General features: G+C 49.0%; 9 protein-coding genes. 4 read left to right on the forward strand and 5 right to left on the reverse strand.

Annotated features, from left to right (window positions below; genetic code table 11):
* Positions 1 to 29 precede the first annotated feature (29 nt).
* The 5 genes from AC0KUT_RS04050 to AC0KUT_RS04070 form a co-directional block, all read right to left on the reverse strand.
* Positions 30 to 2,933: a glycosyl hydrolase 115 family protein gene (locus AC0KUT_RS04050; protein WP_488833711.1), complete on the reverse strand. Its 2,904-nt coding sequence runs from the start codon at positions 2,931 to 2,933 to the stop codon at positions 30 to 32.
* 68 nt (positions 2,934 to 3,001) lie between these two features.
* Positions 3,002 to 4,687: a glycoside hydrolase family 43 protein gene (locus tag AC0KUT_RS04055; protein ID WP_488833713.1), complete on the reverse strand. Its 1,686-nt coding sequence runs from the start codon at positions 4,685 to 4,687 to the stop codon at positions 3,002 to 3,004.
* A 110-nt stretch (positions 4,688 to 4,797) separates the two neighbouring features.
* Entirely contained in the window at positions 4,798 to 6,093 is a 1,296-nt protein-coding gene (locus AC0KUT_RS04060) for a glycoside hydrolase family 10 protein (protein WP_488833715.1), read from the reverse strand.
* Positions 6,094 to 6,262: 169 nt separating this feature from the next.
* Positions 6,263 to 7,672, reverse strand: a complete 1,410-nt coding sequence (locus tag AC0KUT_RS04065) for a sugar porter family MFS transporter (protein WP_488833716.1) — start codon at positions 7,670 to 7,672, stop codon at positions 6,263 to 6,265.
* Between the two features lie 286 nt (positions 7,673 to 7,958).
* Positions 7,959 to 8,684, reverse strand: a complete 726-nt coding sequence (locus tag AC0KUT_RS04070) for an NUDIX hydrolase (RefSeq protein WP_488833717.1) — start codon at positions 8,682 to 8,684, stop codon at positions 7,959 to 7,961.
* Positions 8,685 to 9,370: 686 nt separating this feature from the next.
* Between AC0KUT_RS04070 and AC0KUT_RS04075 the strand changes: the two genes are divergently transcribed.
* The 4 genes from AC0KUT_RS04075 to AC0KUT_RS04090 all read left to right on the forward strand — a co-directional run bounded on the left by AC0KUT_RS04075 (position 9,371) and on the right by AC0KUT_RS04090 (position 19,771).
* Positions 9,371 to 10,855: a xylulokinase gene (locus AC0KUT_RS04075; RefSeq protein ID WP_488833718.1), complete on the forward strand. Its 1,485-nt coding sequence runs from the start codon at positions 9,371 to 9,373 to the stop codon at positions 10,853 to 10,855.
* Positions 10,856 to 10,910: 55 nt separating this feature from the next.
* Positions 10,911 to 12,242, forward strand: a complete 1,332-nt coding sequence (xylA, locus tag AC0KUT_RS04080) for a xylose isomerase (RefSeq protein WP_488833720.1) — start codon at positions 10,911 to 10,913, stop codon at positions 12,240 to 12,242.
* 289 nt (positions 12,243 to 12,531) lie between these two features.
* On the forward strand, positions 12,532 to 14,985 hold the full coding sequence (locus AC0KUT_RS04085) for a glycoside hydrolase family 3 N-terminal domain-containing protein (protein ID WP_488833722.1): 2,454 nt from the start codon (positions 12,532 to 12,534) through the stop codon (positions 14,983 to 14,985).
* A gap of 865 nt (positions 14,986 to 15,850) precedes the next feature.
* Positions 15,851 to 19,771 carry a pectate lyase family protein gene (locus AC0KUT_RS04090; protein ID WP_488833723.1) on the forward strand — a complete coding sequence of 1,307 codons (3,921 nt, stop codon included), beginning with the start codon at positions 15,851 to 15,853 and terminating at the stop codon, positions 19,769 to 19,771.
* Positions 19,772 to 19,976: the final 205 nt, after the last annotated feature.

The following is a 19,976-nucleotide window of genomic DNA, read 5'->3' on the forward strand; positions in this document are numbered from 1 at the left end:
GTTAGCGCCCCTTGCAGAGCGCTAAACAATTAACGCTTGGGGCTTGCGGGCGGCCCCAGGTAACTGGGTGCGAGGCCACCGGTATTAATAATTAAACGCTCCAAGCTCAGGCCTGGGTCTAGGCTGTAAACCCGCAGCTTGTGAGGGCCGGCGGCTTTTACCTGGTGGGTGCTAAAGCTTTGGCGAATATCACTGCGCACCGTTTCATCCCAGGTTGCGCTGCTCATATCTGCGGTTAAATCCACGATTTGCACGGGCGCGTCGTCAATGCTGATGCCATAGCGCAGCGATTGCTTGGGAAAAAACGGCCAGCTGGGTGCAAACTGCGCATCGAGTTGCCACTCGCCAGTGCTGAAACTATAGAACTCATACTCCAGATAAGGTGCGCCTGTGGCAGACTCAAAATGTTTGTTGGTGAGTGGATAAACCGACATGGATGAGCGACTGCGACCATGCTCGGGAATTTCTTCCCAGCGCAAATTGCCTGCGGCTTGTCGTCGCGCATAATCTGCCGCTTCTAGGGCGATGTAGCCATCCGCTTCAACAAAGCCTTTAACCTTAGTATTTTTTACCTCGGGGTTAAAACTGCTGAGCGTGATACTCGCACTGCCCCAGCTGGGACCGCTGATTTGAATGCTGCCTGACGCCAAGCCTTTGGGGGCTTTTCGCCAGTCAATACCCACCTTGATTTGCGCTTCCTGCTTAACTTGTATACTAGTATGGCTTAGTATAATCCATGGGGCACTGGTTTGGGCAGTGGCGGTGAAGGATTCTTTGCCTTTGTTGAAGATTTCTATGGTGCGCTGCTGTTGGCCATAGGGGTCAAAACGCGGTAACTCATAGTCCCCCGGCGTTGGCCAAGCATTGCTTTGCCCTTCAATCGCTATGCCCATTTCAGCGTGTGCATGGGGTACATAGTCATAGGTGAGTGGCATGGTATTGGCAGCAGGATTGTTCCAATAACTGTAGCCAATATGCGGTTGGCTCATCATATGGTTCCACTTGCCATTGAGCAGGCTGTGATATTCCTGCGTTAATTCCTCATCGCGTGCAAACAGTTTTTTAACTTGCTGCGCGTAGTCTTGGCTGCTGGCGCGCCCTTGGTTGGCGTAGAGCTGGTTTTTCGCCTGGGCGTTGTACATGGCGGTTATATTGGCGCTCGCCTGAGTGGGGAATAACACCAGTTGATAAAAAGCAGGGCGCATCTCTGCTGGCAATTGCTGATAAATCTTTTCTGCTTTTTCTGCTAATGCATTGATGTTGGCGGTGACACGCTCAGCTTCGCGGTAATTTATTTGGCTATAGGTAGTGGCGTCTTGCAGCTCTGGTTTGCGGCGCAAATTGTGACGTGTATAGCCGGTCATGATTTGGGCTATGTCATCGGCGTGCTGCGCGCCAAATTCGCGTTCAGCCCAGAGTTTGCCGAATTCAGGGATGCGCTCTTTAGGCCAGACTTCGGGGTTCCACGCCATATTCAAAAAGAATTCTATGGGGTATTCCATAGGCTTTAAATCGCCCACGTTTACGAGCCAAATTTTGTTGGCGTCATAGGCGTAGGCAAGTTGCATTTGCTCCCAGATTTTGGCGATGGTGATGGTGTTGATCCAACGATAGGAGCGCGGGCCGCCAACATAATCAAAGTGGTAGTAAACGCCGGCACCGCCGCTGCGCGTGCGCTCTGCGGGCGTGGGTAGGCGGCGAATGTTGCCCCAGTTATCATCGCACCACAGCAGTATCACATCGTCTGGTACGCGCATGCCGCGCTCATAAAAACCCTGTACTTCTTTGTAGAGCGCCCAAACCTGCGGTACTTCATGCACTTTGTCTTTGCCGAACACATCGCTGAGAATTTGTCGCTGATCTTTAACCACTTTTTCTAGCAGGCTGATATTTTCGCCTTCGCTCATGGGGGTGTCGGCTTGGCCGCGCATGCCGAGAGTGTAGATACTTTCATAGGGCTTATTGCGCTCGGCGCCAGCCTGCCAAAACTTATAGAGGTTTTCGGGGTTTTTAGAATATTCCCAAGGGCCTTTGCCGTAGCGATTCCACTCTTTATCGGCACGCATCATAGGTTCGTGGTGGGAGGTGCTCATGACAATGCCGTAGTCGTCGGCGAGGATCATATTTTGCGGATCATCATCGGCAAAGGCATTGTTCCACATCGCGGGCCATAAAAAATTGGCTTTTAGGCGCAGCAACAACTCAAACACATTTTCATAAAATTTAGCGTTGTAGTTGCCGTATTTTTCCGTCACCCAATTGGTGAGTGCAGGCGCTTCGTCGTTCAGAAAAATACCGCGATATTTCACCTTAGGGATTTCAATAACCTTGGTGTTGTGTGCGATGAAAATCTCACTTTTTTGTTTAACCGGCACATCGGCCCACCAGTACCAAGGCGAGACACCGATTTGTTGGCTGAGGCTATAAATACCGTAGCTGGTGCCGCGTTTGTTGGCGCCCACAATAACGAGGGCGCGCTTAATGTGTGCCGTGGGATGTTGCACTACTTGTACTTGATAGGCGTCCCACTGATCTTTGATCCCGCTTACATCTATTTTTTTCGCCGCGATTAATTCGGCGATAAGTGCGCTATGGTCGAGGGTGCCGATGATCACCGCATTGTCGATGCTGGTTTTATCATTGGCCGCGCTGAACTGATTAAGTAACGCTAATTTTTTACCGCTGACTTTTTCAATATCGCTTTGCAGGTTTTTGGTGGCGCGCGCTACGCCGGAGAAGTCGGCCGCATCCACATAAATCTGCGCCTGCTGCTGTTGGTTTACGAGCCGTAAATCCGCTGTATTTTTGCCGTTGCTCAACCAGGTTTTTTCACCCAGTGCGAGGCTGTGGGCAGATGACACTAAGAGTGTTGAGGCAATAAATAAGCGGGTGGTTTTTTTCAGCGTCTGACGCGTGCATTGGTGGTTAGTCATAATAAGTTCCACTAATGTTGAGGGAGTCGGCCTGTGCTAACAGGCCGGTGCTACAAATGTTAAACGGGCTATTCTTGGCGCGCGTGCACGCCGAGCATGGTGCCCACAAAGCCGCCAGCGACGTCGGTGCTGAGTATCTTGGCGTCAGCATTTTTTAGCAGGTACTGCTTGTGACGTTTTTTATCGAGATAGTAAAAACTGATGTTCCCCGCATCGCCCTCCATTCCAAGGGTGAGTTTTTTAGGCAGCGCCTGTGCGCTAAGGGCTTGGCTAAAAATCACCTTAGGTGGCGTGTGGTTGGCTTGTTCAACAAATAGTGTGTAACTGCCTGCACTATTTTTAATACCCGCGTAATAGTGTGAGGTTTCATTTTGCAGTGCGACTATGCCGCCTGAGGTATTAACGGGCGGCAGTGCCATTTGCGCGCTGGCACTAAAGGAAGTGTGTTGCTGGCGGCGGCCTAAAAACGCAGGTTGTTCGAGTTTATCAAGGCTCACCTTTAGCGCATCCAAACTCAGCGTTCCCTTTTTGAGGTGATAAAACGCCGTTGGGGCGGTGCGCAGCATGACCCAAGGAAAGCTCAGCGTGGGCTGTTTGAAATTATCGCGCCAGCTGAAGTTGCCCGTGAGTGGATCGGCTTTGAAGGTTTTGGTGTTTGCATTGATTTTAGGGGCGGGCAATTGCCAGGGGATTTGCTTGTCTTGGGACAAGATAATCGGCCATCCGTCTTTCCAGGTGACGGGGAGCAAAAAGGTTTCGCGCCCGGTGTTGTAAGCAGTTTTATCGTAGGCGCGGGTGGCGAGGAATACGGCCCACCATTCGCCCTCAGCGGTTTGGATTAAATCTGCGTGACCTGCGCTGGTAATGGGGTTGGCGCGCTCTATGTTTAGGTCGCGCTGGGTAAGGATCGGGTTGCCAGCATAGGGTACGAATGGTTCGCTCAGGCTTTTGGTGCGAAACACGACCTGCGAGTGGTCAAGGCTGGTGCCACCCTCGGCACAAATCAGATAGTACCAGCCATTAATTTTGTAGATATGCGGCCCTTCGACCCACACCGGTTTTTTGCTGAGATCGCTGCCGCCGTTAACTATGACGCGCCCTGAATCCTTGACGATTTTTTGGGTTTTGGGGTCGAACTCGCGCAGCCAAATAGCGCGATGGCCTTGGTACAGGGGTTCGCCCACAGGGCCATCGTTATGGGCTATGTACACACGGCCGTCGTCGTCAAAAAACAGGTCGGGATCTATACCGCCTACTTCTGGTAATAAAATGGGTTCAGACCAAGGGCCAGCAGGATCGGTGGCAGTGACGATAAAGTTGCCGCGCACATCGACCTGGGTAGTAATCAGATAAAACGTGCCCTCATGGTAGCGCAGCGTGGGGGCATAAATACCGCGTGAGGTTTGCTGCTGGGCGAGTGGCAACTGGCTGGGGCGAGTGAGTGCATAGCCGAGCGATTTCCAGTGCACCAAGTCCTTGCTGTGAAAGATAGGTACGCCGGGGCTGTAAGAAAACGAGGAGTTGGCGAGGTAATAATCGTCGCCCTTGCGCGTAATGCTGGGGTCGGGGTAAAAGCCGCTAATAATGGGGTTTTGAAACTCGCCTTGGGCAGGCTTCTGCGCAAAGACCTTGTCTCTGCCTTGGTAGTCGAACTGATAAAAGTCGACCTGAGAGGGTGGGGGTGTAGCGCTTATCGCCGATGCGGCGAACAGTAAGCTAGCGACAGTGCTTAATAGTGATTTTTGCCAATTCATAGGGTATTCCCATCCAAATAATACAAATGCGTGCGCTAAAAAATAAAGGCCCAGTTGTTAGCTGAGCCTTTGGGTGTAGAAACTAAACCTGCATTACAGGTTAGTAGAATTTAGGGGTTATTGCAGGCGGTGCCTAAGAGTGCATCGGCGAAGCCACGCAGCGCGGGCTTGTCGTTGTAGTTGTTGTCAAACAACAGCGGCCAAGAAATCTTTTCACCGTTAAATTGAGTCGGACCCTTGTAAAGATCGTCAATCCAAGTGTTTGCATCTGTTACACCCCAAACAGTTATACCACCGCGCAAGTTGGCAGGCACTGTATCCAAATAGGCTTTAACAATTTCGCAGTAGCGTTTTCTTTGCTCTTGCGCAACGGCAGGGGTGAAAGTTGATATTTTGTTGGCTGGGAAGCCATCGCAATAGGGTTGATTAACGGCAACATCTAGCTCAGAGATTTTTACTTTTAGGCCCTTGTCGACAACTTTTTTCATGGCCGCCGCTATAGTCGCCGCCGGTGGGTAACGCAGACAGACATGCATTTGGAAACCAACGCCACTTATGGGGATGTCGCGCGCCTGAAAGTCGGTCACCATTTCTATAAGCTTGGTTGTTTTTGCGTTGTTTTGTTCGGTGTTGTAATCATTGTAATAAAGGTCGACATCGGGGTCGGCTAAGCGAGCCGCTTTGAAGGCGCGTTCAATGTACACGGGACTATTGCCGCTTTTGATATAGAACGCAGAATCTGTGCGGAAATTTGATGGGGATCCGTCAGTTAACGCTTCGTTGACTACATCCCAGCTAACCAAATTAGTCTTGGTCTCAAAGTGATCAACGATGGTGGTGACATGGGTATCGAGCATGGTGAGGAAGTCGGTAGACGTGCCTGCCCAATTTTTCATAAAGCCCGGTACTTGGTAGTCGGAGTGCCAAATTAACGCATGGCCGTGAATGTCCATGTTGTTGGTTTTGGCGAAGTCTACAAATGCATCCGCGTTAGCGAAGCTAAAAGTGGTTTCTGAAGGGTGCATATAGCTTACCTTCATGATGTTACCCGCAGTCATTTGACTAAAATGACGTGTCGCTACTTGTTGTTCGGAGGCGTTGGTCAGTAGGTTGTATGCGGGTGAGTCATTGTTAGAAACAGCCACACCAATGGGGAAGGTGGCGAGAGCCTTTAGATTGGCAACATTGGCAGAGTAAGCGCTCGAGGCGGGCATGCTTGAAGCGGCAACTGATGCAGGTGTGCTAGAGGCTGCGACGCTGCTCGCTAGGCTGGCAGCCATAGAGCTTGCCGGTTTAGAGCTTGCTGCTGCGGATGATTTACTTCCGCCACCGCCACCACTGCCACCACAGGCAGCAAGGCCAAGTGCGGCGAGAGAAATCGATATAAGTTGTAGGTGCTTATTCATAATTGATCCTGGGTTGCAGATTATTCTTGTGGTCAATTAAACCATAAGGTGTCTGGTGATGTACAGGTTCTAACGGCTTTCGCTTCATATATGAGCGTAAATATATGTAAGTCGCAAAAGTGATAGTGCAAAAAAAACCACCCTAAGGTGGTTTTTGGGTAAAGGCTTTTTAGCCCTCCATTTGCTCCAGCTCTTTACCTTTGGTTTCTTTGACTAGCTTGATAACAAAGACTACCGAAATCGCGGAGAAGAACGCATAGATGCCATAGGCGCCGGTTAAGCCCAGTGACGATGCCAGCAAGTAGGGGAAGGTAAAGGTGATGAGGAAGTTGGCGCCCCACTGTGCCAAGCCTGCGACTGCAAGGCCAGAACCGCGAATCTGATTGGGGAACATCTCGCCCAACATGATCCACATAACCGGACCCCAGGATACGTTGAAGAAAACCACGTAGAGATTGGCAGCTACTAGGGCAAGCGTACCCATATTACTTGACAGAATGAGTTTGCCACTTTCATCCAAAGGTGCACCGGCAAAAGCGCTGGCAACCATTGAGAGTGTTATGGTCATGCCCACAGAGCCAATCCACAGCAGCGGTTTACGGCCGATTTTATCCACTACAAAGAAAGTAATAAAGCAGGCACCAATACTGACAACACCGGAAACAACGTTTATTAACAGGGCGTCTGATTCAGAAAAGCCCGCTGCTTCCCAGAGTACCGCGCCGTAATAAAACACCACATTAATGCCGACGAATTGTTGCAGTACTGCGAGGCCAATACCGATCCACATGATAGGGCGAATGCGTTTGGTGGTTTTGTCAATCAAATCGGATAGGCGTGGTTTGTGGTCTGCAGCGAGGGTGCCACCAATTTCGCTCACCTTGGCATTGCCATCGGTGGTGCCATAGAGTTTAACCAACACGCCGCGTGCTTTTTCAGTTTGGCCGGAGGCCATCAGGAAGCGAGGGCTTTCGGGAATAAATAGCAGTGCGACAAAAAAGATAATGGCGGGAATTAATTCCATCCAAAACATCCAGCGCCAGGTTTCAAAACCAAGCCAAAAAATGCTCAGTGATGAGCCTGCAATGTCGGCAAGGAAGTAGTTGCTCACGAAGGCAGCGGTCAGGCCGCTGATGATAGCAACTTGTTGCACAGAGCTAAGCTTGCCGCGATAGGCGGCAGGAGCAACTTCACTGATATAGGCGGGGCACATAACGCTCGCCGCGCCCACAGCTAAACCGCCCAAAATACGATAGATAATGAATTCTATCGAGCCGGTAGCGACACCCGAGCCCCAGGCAGAAATAATAAACAAAGCGGCAGAAACCAGTAATAAGGCTTTACGGCCATATTTGTCGGCGAGGGTGCCCGCAAAAAAAGCGCCTAGCGCACAACCCAGTAGCATTGAAGATACTTCAAAGCCAGCGGTATTGATTTGAAATGCAGATTGAAGGCCTTTTACGGTGCCGTTAATAACGCCGCTGTCAAAACCAAACAGAAATCCACCGATAGTGGCGATCACGCTGATGAGGACAATAAAGGAGTTATTCGCTTGGTTAGAGCTGGATGTCTCGTTCATGGTTATACCTGTTATTGAAATTATGATTCTGCTATTGAGATTGCGGTTCTGCGGCCGTGCCGAAAATGATGGGTGCGGCCTTATTGTTTTTGTTGTTGATATTGTTCCGGGTGCTAGTCATGGCGGGGTATGTTGACTAGCTAGGCGACCTTAGCACACTTGGGGTTTGTGAGCTTTAGCCGCTGCGCACAACTGAGCAGGGTGTTGAACAATTGTGCGATCTAATACGCCAGCGGATACTAAACCTATATGGTTTGTTTGACTATATCTGCTGGCTGATATTACATTAAATTTCAAATGAGAAGCCGCTTTCGCTCAAGTGCTCATAGGCATCGGCATCAAACGTGTAAAGGCTGGCGGCGCGGTGCGGTACGCCCTGCTGTTTTTCATTGCAGGGGCTGAGCAAATTCATTTTCATGATCTTGCGGCGAAAGTTAGGCTTATCCAACTTGGTATTAAGGATGGCCTCGTAGAGCGCCTGCAGTTGCAGCAGCGTGAATTTTTCAGGCAGCAGGTTGAAGCCAATAGGTTGGTGGCAGACCTTGTGGCGCAGGACTTTTAAGCCGTACTCGATGATTTCGGCGTGGTCGTAAACCAGTCCGGGTAAGCTGTTAGCGCTGTGCCAGCTGACGTCGGCAGCCGTCTGGCCGGCGGCTAGCGAGTAGTTTTCTGCGCTTACTAAGGCGAAGTAGGCGATAGTCACTATTCGCTCAGAGGGGAATCGATCGACGCGGCCGAAGGCCTTTAGTTGCTCCAAATAAAGTTGTTTTATACCGGTTAAATCTTCCAGCAAGCGATAGGCCGCATCGCGCAGATTCTCATCAACACGAATCCAGCCACCGGGGAGAGCCCAGCGTCCGTTGTGCAAAGGATTGGTGTGTCTAACCAGCAATATCTTAAGTTCACCCTCATCTAAGCCAAAGATAAGGTTGTCGATAGTGATGGGTTTTAGGACATCCGGCGGCGTCTGTAAGGGCTCTACGTGGCTTTGGGGGGAATGCTCGCTGGGCACAGGTTTAACCTCAATGTATAGCTTTTACGCTAAAGTTATTGTTGGTTTGACTACAAATGGCGCTAAAAGCTGACATTGTATAAGTAAGGTTGCAAATGGTCGAGTGGTTATCTCGCTTAGGTGCTTTGCATAATAGTTTCCATTCGGGAGACATGGTTAATTTGGAGATAGTCGTAATAGTCTTTTATCTTGCCATGCACTTTTGAATATTTTTAGTCTGAATGACTTTATCTGTTGGTAGTCATTGTGTTAACGTTAACTATATTGCGGGTCGGTTGCAAGGAAAATGGACTTAAGGTGTGCAGTATTTTGACTGAGTTTGTAGGTTTGTCTGTAGTGTGTGGGTTAATTACACACAGTTATAGAAGATGAATCTGCAAAGGGAGGGCTGGGATTCTAGTGCAAACGAATCTTGTGGTCTGACGGACAATAAGGTAAGATAATCTAATGGTAATTGGGTGTATGGGGCCGCAATTAAGAAGCCCTCAGAGGTAATGCTGGCTGTAGGTGATTTACTTTAGTGGATGAAGTAAAGCGCCTTTTCAGTTGGTGTAAGTGTCAGGCCAATAAAGAAGTCTAGTCGGCTTGAGTGAAAGACAGCTAATCTGTGTAATACCAGAATTAATATCGTGCTCATTAATTTGGCGCTGCGAATTTTGTTTATCTCTTATTTAGAGTGATTATCTATGTTGTTTCTTGGAATTGATGTTGGAAGCTCCTCCGTCAAGCTGTCAGTGCTAGATGGTCAGACCGGTAAATGTTTGGGGGCGTTGTCTCATCCTGAAACGGAGTTGGCTATTGTCAGCCCAGCTCCGGGTTTTGCTGAGCAAGATCCACAGGTGTGGTGGGATGCCATAGAGCAGGGTTGTGCGCGCCTGTTTGCACGCGGCACTTTTGACCCACAGCAAATTGATGCCATAGGTATCTCTTACCAAATGCACGGCTTGGTGATGGTCGATGCGCTGCAAGCCGTTTTGCGCCCCGCCATTATTTGGTGTGATAGCCGCGCTGTACCCTTGGGTAATGCCGCATTGATGGAAATGGGCGGCGATTATTGTTTCGGCCACCTGTTGAATTCACCGGGTAACTTTACGGCGGCAAAATTGCGCTGGGTGCAACAAAACCAACCTGAATTATTTAGTCGTATTCATAAAGTTATGCTGCCGGGCGATTACATCGCGATGAAATTATCGGGTGAGATAACCACAACTGCTTCTGGTTTGTCGGAAGGCACCTTGTGGGATTTCAAAGAGCAGCGCGTGGCGACAGAATTGCTCGATCACTGGGGTATAAGCCACGATTTAATTCCTGCGGTAGTGCCTAGCTTTGGTGTACAAGCGCATGTGACCGATAAGGTGGCCGCGAGTTTAGGCTTGCGTGCTGGCGTTAAAATTTGTTACCGCGGCGGCGATCAGCCCAACAATGCATTTAGTTTGAATGTACTTGAGCCGGGTGAAGTAGCGGCGACAGCGGGCACCTCAGGTGTAATCTACGGTGTAACGGATGTAGCGGCGGCGGATATGGATTCACGCGTAAATACCTTCTTACATGTCACCAGCAGCCCTGAGCAGCCGCGCAATGGTGTATTGGTTTGCGTGAACGGCTGCGGCCGTCTTTACTCTTGGTTGCGTCAAACCTTGAGCGCGGCGGGTAGTGCGCCCTCATATCCGCTGCTGAATGATTTGGCGCAGGCTGTGCCTGTGGGGAGTGACGGCCTACTGTTTCACCCCTTCGGTAATGGTGCTGAGCGAATTTTCCAAAATAAAAATTTAGGCGCGCAATTGCGCAACTTAGATTTTAATCGTCATGGTTTAGGTCATATGGTGCGCGCTGCACAAGAGGGTATTGTCTTCTCCCTCAATCAAGGTTTTGATGTGTTGAAATCCTTGGGCGGCAGTTGCGACGTGGTGCGTGCGGGTAAGGGCAATATGTTTTTGAGCGATGTGTTCGCACAAACCTTTGCCAATACCACGCAAGCAGCCGTTGAATTATTTGAGACAGATGGCGCCGAAGGTGCCGCGCGCGCGGCAGCTTTGGGTTGTGGTTATTACGCTTCGGCGAAAGAAGCATTTGGTGGCTTGAGCCGCTTACATGTGATTGAGCCGCAGGCTGAAAAGTTTGCAGAGTATCAAGACGCCTATCAGGCATGGACGGCGTTACTGCCTCAATAGGCAGAGCGCTAAACGAGTTATTTTTTAGGTCAAAGACATCAACAAGGTGAAATTTATGAGTATTGTTCTCGGTGGTAAAGAGTACTTTCCCGGTGTAGGAAAAATTGGTTTTGAAGGCGCGGATTCTGATAATCCACTCGCGTTTAAATACTACGATGAAAATCGCGTAGTAGCGGGCAAAACCATGAAGGAGCACTTCCGTTTTGCTACCTGCTATTGGCATTCATTCAATGGTGCGGGCCACGATCCTTTTGGTCCAGGCACTAAAATTTTCCCTTGGTCTTCTACCACTGATGTTGTGGCACGTGCCCATGAAAAAATGGATGCGGCGTTTGAATTTATTACTAAGTTGGGCACCCCATACTACTGCTTCCACGACATAGATTTGATCGATGAGGGTCCAACTCGCGCTGAAACTAGCAAGCGTTTACAAACGATTGTTGAATACGCCAAGCAAAAACAAGCTGCATCAGGTGTTAAGTTGTTGTGGGGCACGGCGAATCTTTTCTCTAACCCACGCTACATGAACGGCGCTTCTACCAGCCCAGATTTTGGTGTACTTGCCTACGCTGGCGCGCAATTGAAAGATGCCTTGGATGCAACCATTGCACTCGATGGCGAAAACTATGTGTTCTGGGGCGGTCGTGAAGGCTACATGAGCTTGCTCAACACCGACATGAAACGCGAACAAGAACACATGGCGCGTTTCCTGACCATGGCGCGCGACTATGCACGCGGCCAAGGCTTTAAAGGTTACTTCTTCATTGAGCCTAAGCCCATGGAGCCGTCTAAGCATCAATATGATTACGATGCTGAAACTGTCATTGGTTTTTTGCGTCACCACGGTTTAGATAAAGATTTCAAATTGAACTTGGAAACTAACCACGCCACCTTGGCTGGCCACACTATGTGTCACGATATGCAAGCAGCAGCAAATGCTGGCATGTTGGGCAGCCTCGACGCTAACCGCGGCGACTACCAAAATGCGTGGGATACTGATCAGTTCCCTTACAACATCAACGAAACCGTTGAAATGATGTTGGTGTTATTGCGCAGCGGCGGCTTGCAGGGCGGTGGTGTAAACTTCGATGCTAAAGCACGTCGTAACTCACCTGACTTTATCGATTTGTTCTACGGCCATATTGGCGGTATGGATGTATTCGCACGCGCACTGTTAATTGCCGATAGTTTGATTCAAAACTCTCCGCTAGAGACTATGCGTCGCGATCGTTACGCATCATTTGATGCAGGCAATGGCGCTTCTTATGAGAAGGGTGGCTTGACTCTTGAACAGTTGGCGGCAATCGGCAATGCAAATGGTGAAGTGCCCTTAAGCAGCGGTCGCCAAGAGCTTTACGAAAATGTAATCAATCGCTACATCCGTTAATCAGTACTAATTAAGCACTACAGCTAGGGTGTTGTTCTTGCTGTAGTGTGTTTTAACCCGTGCAAAGCCTCGGTCGCTAAATGTTTCTGTCAATTGTTTTATGCAATTTACAGGAATAAATGGCGGCCTTTTTTTTGGGCTTTTTTTGAGATATGTTCATTAGGAAAATAAGTGTAAAAAAGATGGTTGTAGTGACTATAACAACTAAACTTCAGCGTGTTATTTAAAAAAACAAGTCTATTTAAAAAGACAGCTAAAAACTACAACAGCGACAAATGAGGTCATAAGAATGAAATGTTTTACATCCTTGAGTATTAAGTCTCTATTGCTAGGGGCGGGCCTACTCATGGCCGCCAACCTAGTCTTAGCGGCAGAGCCAGCCTACAAAGATTCTACTAAGTCCATAGACGCGCGCGTAAAAGATTTGCTCAAGCGCATGACGCTAGAAGAAAAGGCAGCACAGCTGCAAACAATTTGGGCTGAACGGCAGAACCTTGAAACAGATGCTGGTGTATTTACCGATGCGAAGGCGAAAGAGTTGCTGGGTGTAGGTATTGGACAAGTAGCGCGTCCAGCTGAAAACAAAATGCAAATCACCCCGAACAAACTGCCGTTACAAACCGTTGAATTTACCAATGCCGTACAAAAATGGCTGGTTGAAAATACGCGCTTAGGTATCCCCGCTATTTTTCACGAAGAGGCACTGCACGGTCATGCTGGGCGCAATGCCACCAGCTTCCCTCAGGCAATTGGCATGGCCAGTACCTGGAATCCAGAACTAATTCACGATGTGTATCGTGTGGCGGCGCAAGAAGTGCGCGCGCGTGGTGCGCATCAGGCGCTTACCCCTATTCTCGACGTGGCGCGCGACCCGCGTTGGGGTCGTATTGAAGAAACTATGGGTGAAGATCCCTATTTAATTTCGGCCTTAGGTGTTGCGAGTGTTAAGGGTTTTCAAGGCGATGGTGAGGGTATCGCTAAAGATGGTGTTATCGCTACGCTTAAGCATTTAGCTGGTCACGGCGAACCAACGGGCGGTTTGAATATTGCGCCCACGCCCATTGGTGAGCGCGGTCTGCGCGAAATATTTTTACCCCCGTTTGAAGCTGCCGTAAAAGTGGGCGGCGCACGCAGTGTGATGGCTTCCTATAACGAGATTGATGGCATTCCCTCCCATTCTAATGTGGATCTTTTGCAAAATATTTTGCGCGGTGAGTGGGGCTTTAAGGGCGTTGTTGTCAGTGATTACTATGCAATTACCGAGCTGATGTCGCGTCACCATTTAACTGAGTCGAAAGAAGAGGCCGGTTTGTTGGCCTTGGCGGCGGGTGTGGATGTAGAAACCCCAGATGTAGACGCTTACAAAACGTTGGCGCAAATGGTTAAGGATAAAAAGCTAAGTCAAAAAGTATTGGATACTGCTGTTGCACGCGTACTGCATGAAAAGTTTTTATTGGGTTTGTTTGAAAACCCCTATACCGACCCTGCGGGTGTAGAAGCATTTATTGGCAATGATGCCCATCGCGCCCTTTCACAAAAAACCGCTGAGCAAGCCATGGTCTTGTTGAAAAATGAGAACAATTTGTTGCCATTGAATCGCGATAAACTTAAATCTATTGCGCTCATTGGCCCCCATGTTCATGAAACCCTTTTGGGTGGCTATAGCGATGTGCCTAAACAAACGGTCAGTATTCTGCAGGGCTTGCAAGAATATCTCGGTAACAAAGTGGCGATCAATTACGAAAAAGGCACACTCTTAACCATTGAAGCGTTTGCCGAAAATGCAGATGCTAAAGCAGCCAATACCCAGTCAAAAGAGCGCTGGAATACTGATGTAGTGAAATTAGCTACTAAAGCTGATACCAAAGGCATGATTGAAAAAGCAGTAGCGGCGGCGCAAAAAAGTGATGTGGCTATAGTTGTTGTCGGCGACAACGAAGCAACCTCGCGCGAAGCCTGGGCGGAGAGTCATTTAGGTGATCGCACTAGCCTTGATTTACTGGGTGAGCAGCAAGAACTGGTCGATGCGATTTTAGCCACAGGCAAGCCCACGGTTGTGCTGTTGATTGGCGGTCGCCCCTTGGCAATTACTAAAATTGCGCAAACAGCGCCAGCCATTATTGAGGGTTGGTATCTCGGCCAAGAAACCGGCCGTGCCGTGGCGCGCGTATTGTTTGGCGATGTGAACCCCAGCGGGAAATTGCCTGTCAGTTTTGCGCGTTCTGTAGGGCACCTGCCGGTTTATTACAATCACAAACCTACCGCTAAACGCGGTTATGCGTTTGGTGAAACCAGTGCGCTCTTTCCGTTTGGTTTTGGTTTGAGTTATACCCAGTTTGGTTACAGTGATTTGACCCTGAGTAAAACCCAGCTCAAAGCGGGCGAGCAGGTTGATATCACCATGACGCTTACCAATACCGGCGCGCGCGCAGGTGATGAAGTGGTGCAGCTGTATATTAATGACCCTGTTGCTACGATTCCCCAGTCCGTTAAAGTGCTTAAGGGCTTTAAGCGTGTAAGCCTCGCGCCTAAAGAATCTAAGCAAGTCACTTTCACGCTTTCGGCCAATCAATTGGCTTTTTATAATCGCGCCATGAAGTTTGCGTTGGAGCCGGGCAAAATAAACCTGATGCTAGGTTCATCTTCAGCCGATATTCGTTTGCAGGGCGAAGTGGCTGTTGTGGGTAAAGAGGTAGATGTTAGTCAGCACAAGGTTTATCTGACACCTGCTAACGTACACTAGGATTTAAACGTACTAAGCAGCCCATATGTTGTTTTAAAGCCGCACCGAGTGAAGCTCGCTGCGGTTTTTTTATGCCTTTCGCCCCTGCCGTTTTCGTATATTTCCTCGTTTTAAGTGCTTTTCTGCTGTTCCTGGGCGCGCCACTCCATTTTGCTTGATAACGCTAGAAATCACTTCCCTCCGCAGCTGAGTCTTGTCTGGCCGCTTATTCCTTTTGTGTGTGCTTACAGGTGTGATGGTAGTCATAAATACCAATTTTGGTATTACCAGTGGCAGATTGTTGGTTGATTTTGGTCATACTTGTGTGGCAGACTCTTTTAGGTGCTTTCTCCTTACGTTTTAAGCCTTAGGGTTTTTTACAAAGAGGCACGGGCTTTATTGATGATAAAAATAATAAATTAGGGTGAGTCGCAATGCGGCGCTAGTAAAGGTTTTAGTGAAACCTTATTAGTTCATCTATACGCAGGATGCGCATAGGCATTTGAGATCCTAAAAATAAAACCGCCTCATGTGGGGCGCAGTGTTTAACGTTGATGCTTCGTCATCAGTACTTGGGTATGGCTCAGCTACTTACAATTTCACATTGCAAGCTCGCGGTTCAAAAGAGCGCCATACCAAAAAAAGGTCAATCCATCATCCACCCTGAACATCAGTATCGGTAGTTATACGCGGTAGTGGTATTTATTTCGCTGTGCTAATCGATAGAGCTATGTCGTTAATAATGGGCCAGAAATTGTTGTTGGTAACTGTCTTGTTCATAGTGAAAACCAAAAGGATGTCAGCGGTGTTTTAGCTAGTGCCATGAATTATTGTTCAACCAGTAATTTGTCGCGTTACTAACTTTTCAACAAATAAGGTATAAAAAATGAAAGTAAAAAAATTAACTCGCCACATTGGCTACTGTGCAACGCTCGTTGCCGCCAATGTCTTGCTCATGAGCGCAGTTCACGCGCAAACACTCGGCAGTAATCTCGCCCTTACCGGTTCTGGCGCAGGCGCCGATGGTTCAGGTTTTAGTAATACCAAGTTGGTGCGCGATGGCGACACCAGCACGGTTACCTACGGAAGTGGTACGTCTAATCAGCGTGTGTCAGTAAAGTGGGACACTGAAATTGCGTTCAATACGGTTATTTTGCGTGAAGAGGGTAGCAAGGTTACCACCTGGCAATTAGTCGACAATGACTCGGGCGCGGTCTTGGCCAGCGGCACCGGAATAGGTGCGCAAAAACAAGTTAATTTAGGCGCAACCACATCGAAAAAAATCAATTTAATCGTCAATGCAACCAGTGCGCCTGGTATTGCTGAGATTGAAGTTTACAACGCGAATGGTGCGGTCATCGCAAGCTCTACCCCCGCGTCTGTTGCTGCAAGTTCAGCGCCTGCTTCGGTAGCGGCTAGCTCTACCCCCGTGACTGGTGCACAACAATGTAACTGGTGGGGCACGCTTTATCCTGCGTGCGTGGTAACACTGGATGGCTGGGGCTGGGAGAACTCAACATCTTGTATTTCGGTGAAAACCTGTAAAACACAGCCAGCACCCTATGGCATCGTGGGTACGACTACTCCCGTATCATCTACACCTGCGTCAGTCGCCGCTAGCTCTAAGCCAGCATCGGTAGCGGCTAGCTCTACCCCTGCGTCGGTAGCACCCAGCTCGACTCCCGCGTCGGTTGCCGCCAGCTCTAAGCCTGCATCAGCAGCAGCCAGTTCTACGCCTCCCAATGTCAGTGTTCGCGCGCCTAAGTTAGAAGGTTTCGGTGCCTATGCGGGTGTGACGGGCGGTCAGGGTGGTTCAGTGGTGACGGTATCTACCGGTACCCAATTGAATGCAGCGCTGTGTAATCGCGGCTCTATGACGGACCCCATCATCATCAAGGTGAATGGCACTATCAATCACGGCAACACTACGTCACAGGGCTGCAATACCCAAGACGATGTGATTGAAATTAAAAAAATGAGTAACGTTTCTATTATCGGTGTGGGCACCAACGCACTCTTTGATGAAATCGGTATTCATGTGCGCGATGCATCTAACGTGATTATTCAAAACGTGCATATTCGCAATGTTAAAAAGAGTGGCTCACCAACCTCGAATGGCGGCGATGCAATAGGTATGGAAACCAGTGTTGATCGCGTGTGGATCGACCACAACTGGTTGGAAGCCTCAGGTGGTGAAAAAGATGGTTATGACTCACTGCTGGATATGAAAGCAGGCGTTACTAACGTCACCGTTTCTTACAATATGTACAACGATTCAAGCCGCGCAGGTTTAATCGGTTCAAGTGATAGTGATGATGCCAATAACAACATCACCTTTCACCACAACTGGTACAAAAATATTGAACAGCGCACGCCGCTCATTCGTCACGCTTTAGTGCACATGTACAACAACTATTGGTCTAACCCAAAAATTGATTACATGTTCCATGCCATTAATTCACGCATGGGTGCAAAAGTATTGGTGGAAAGCAATTACTTCGACAATGTAAACAATCCCTTGATTGCCTCGGATGATTCTTCGCAGCCTGGCTGCTGGCAGACTGGCGAAAATACTATAGTGCCGGAAATTTACTACAGCCGCTCGGTAGGTGATGGTGCTTTAGTCATTCCACAAGTTGTTAACGGTCAGTTGCAATCAACCTGCTCGGTGAATGTTCCTTACTCAGTGGTTATGGACCACTCGTCGAATGTACCCGCTATCGTTATGGCCAATGCCGGTATCGGTAAATTGGGTGGTACTTATGTACCTACGTCTTCGGTTGCAGCCTCAAGCACGCCAGCAAGTGCAACGCCTGCCTCTGTAGCGCCAAGTTCTACGCCCAAGTCATCAACACCTGCTTCGGTTGCCGCAAGTTCAGCGGCGACGCAAACCGTCACCTATGAAGCAGAGTCGGGCAGCCTTTATCAATCATCGATTGATACCGATCACACCGGTTTTAGCGGTTCGGGTTTTGTAAACTTTGACAATGTTGCTACCAGCTATGGTGACTGGACGCTATCACAATCCGTTGCGGGCACGGCTACCTTAAGCATTCGCTATTCAAATGGTTCAGCGGCAAGTCGCCCTATGTCTGTCAGTGTGAATGGTGCTGTGGTTAATTCCTCTTTAGCCTTTAATGCCACCAGCAACTGGGACACTTGGGCAGTGCAAACCATTAGTCTTAATTTGAAAGCCGGTACCAATGTGATTCGTCTTGCGTCGGCATCTTCAACGGGCGGGCCTAATGTAGATTATTTACAAGTGAGTGGTGGTTCGTCTTTGCCTACATCCGTAGCAGCTAGCTCCACGCCTGCCTCTGTTGCTGCAAGCTCTAAACCTGCATCAGCTGCTGCGAGCAGTTCGCCTGCCGTAGGCGGTATCAGCGCAGCCTGTAATAGTTTGGTAAGCAATCCTAATGTCAACTGGCGTGAAAGTTCGTTGCAATCGGATCAAGACATTGTGGCTTGTTTGTCGAAAACCCTGGGTACTGCGGTGGGCTTCGGTGAAAAAGCGCGCGGCGGTTTCAATGCGAATGGCGGTAGCAAGTTAGTAGTAATTACCAAAAGCTCTAGCGTGTTACCCGAGCAGCAAGTGTTGAATGCGATTAGCTCACCCGACTACAACTGGATTGTGTTCGATAAAAAAGATTACGCCAACGGCGGCGACCTTGCTATGTACCGCCTCAGCTGTAATGACAGTGCGGTATTGGCTGATTTAAATAACGCCACTAGGGCGGAGTGTTTGGATCACAACCTCTGGTGTAAAAATCACGGTGTAAGCACAGCAAGTTGTGCAGAGACTTTCTTTAACGATCGTTTGAATGACAAGAACTTGGCTATTCGCAATCAAATGATCGACTCTAACACCACCATCGATGGTCGCGGCACCAAAGCGCGCTTCCTGTTCAACGGCTTTAAAATTGGTGCCGATGATTCAGGTAACTCAACCCACGTGTCTGAAAATGTGATTTTGACCCACTTGCAATTTGAAGGTGCAGGCCATGTTGAAGACCATTATTTAGACCCAGATATGATCCGCTCTACCGGTGAGTCACATGATATTTGGATTCACCAAAACACCTTCAAGAATACTGGTGATTCAGCGTTTGATGTGAAAGTGGGCGCCTATGGCATTACTATTTCGTACAACCGTTTAGAGGATGTGCTGCGCGCATCACTGCATGGTTCAAGTGATAGTCGCACCATCAACTCACAAATTCGCACCACCTTGCACAACAATTTTTTCATCACCAGCGATGCTTTCTTCAGCGGCCCTCACTCGGGCGACAACACCGCTCGCCGTGTACCGCTTTTACGTCGTGGCAGCGCGCACATGTTTAACAATGTGTTCTACAACTATCGCAAAAACTTTGCCTCAGTGCGCGTAGGCGGCACGCTCTTAATGGAAGACAACGTGTTCCTCGGTGGCACGGTTATGCAAACTGTGAAAAGTTCTACCGCGGCGAGTTTTGATGAGTGGTTAACCTATCTCACCAAAGATGATTTCGATGGCGGTTACTTCTCCAGTGTGAATGGCTTGGTCACTTTTGCTAACAGTACCTGCCGTATCGATAGCAGTTATCAGGGGCAGTTACCCTCGGTTATTGCCAACAGTGCGCGCGATTTGAAAACTGAATACTCGCAAACCTCGCGCAATACCATTAGCAACAATCGCTTCACGGCTGGCCAAGACTTGGTGGACTACACCAATGCAACGGCGGGCAAATACGGCGCTGAGCCCTATAACTCGCCGCTGGCGGCCAGCCGCTCGGCCACGATTAATCTCGGCAAGGCGTCATGCTTGTAGGGATGTAATTTAAGCAATAAACGATAGATCGTTGTTAATAAGCCCCTGCGGTAACGCAGGGGCTTTTTTGTGTGTGCCTTAGGCAGGTTTTTTTGAAATTAGGGTGTTTGGCTATTTGGTGGTTGCTGGATAATCCATTTTGGTATTACCAGTGGCAGATTAATATGTTGATTTTGGTCATACTTCATGGCACGATTATCTTCTG

It is taken from the genome of Cellvibrio sp. 25HG11W-0, from assembly GCF_057815475.1.

Bases quoted from the DNA above. Each gene is read 5' to 3' on its own strand.
- AC0KUT_RS04050 (WP_488833711.1), bottom strand. From the start codon at position 2,933: ATGACTAACCACCAATGCACGCGTCAGACGCTGAAAAAAACCACCCGC.
- AC0KUT_RS04055 (WP_488833713.1), bottom strand. From the start codon at position 4,687: ATGAATTGGCAAAAATCACTATTAAGCACTGTCGCTAGCTTACTGTTC.
- AC0KUT_RS04060 (WP_488833715.1), bottom strand. From the start codon at position 6,093: ATGAATAAGCACCTACAACTTATATCGATTTCTCTCGCCGCACTTGGC.
- AC0KUT_RS04065 (WP_488833716.1), bottom strand. From the start codon at position 7,672: ATGAACGAGACATCCAGCTCTAACCAAGCGAATAACTCCTTTATTGTC.
- AC0KUT_RS04075 (WP_488833718.1), top strand. From the start codon at position 9,371: ATGTTGTTTCTTGGAATTGATGTTGGAAGCTCCTCCGTCAAGCTGTCA.
- xylA (WP_488833720.1), top strand. From the start codon at position 10,911: ATGAGTATTGTTCTCGGTGGTAAAGAGTACTTTCCCGGTGTAGGAAAA.
- AC0KUT_RS04085 (WP_488833722.1), top strand. From the start codon at position 12,532: ATGAAATGTTTTACATCCTTGAGTATTAAGTCTCTATTGCTAGGGGCG.
- AC0KUT_RS04090 (WP_488833723.1), top strand. From the start codon at position 15,851: ATGAAAGTAAAAAAATTAACTCGCCACATTGGCTACTGTGCAACGCTC.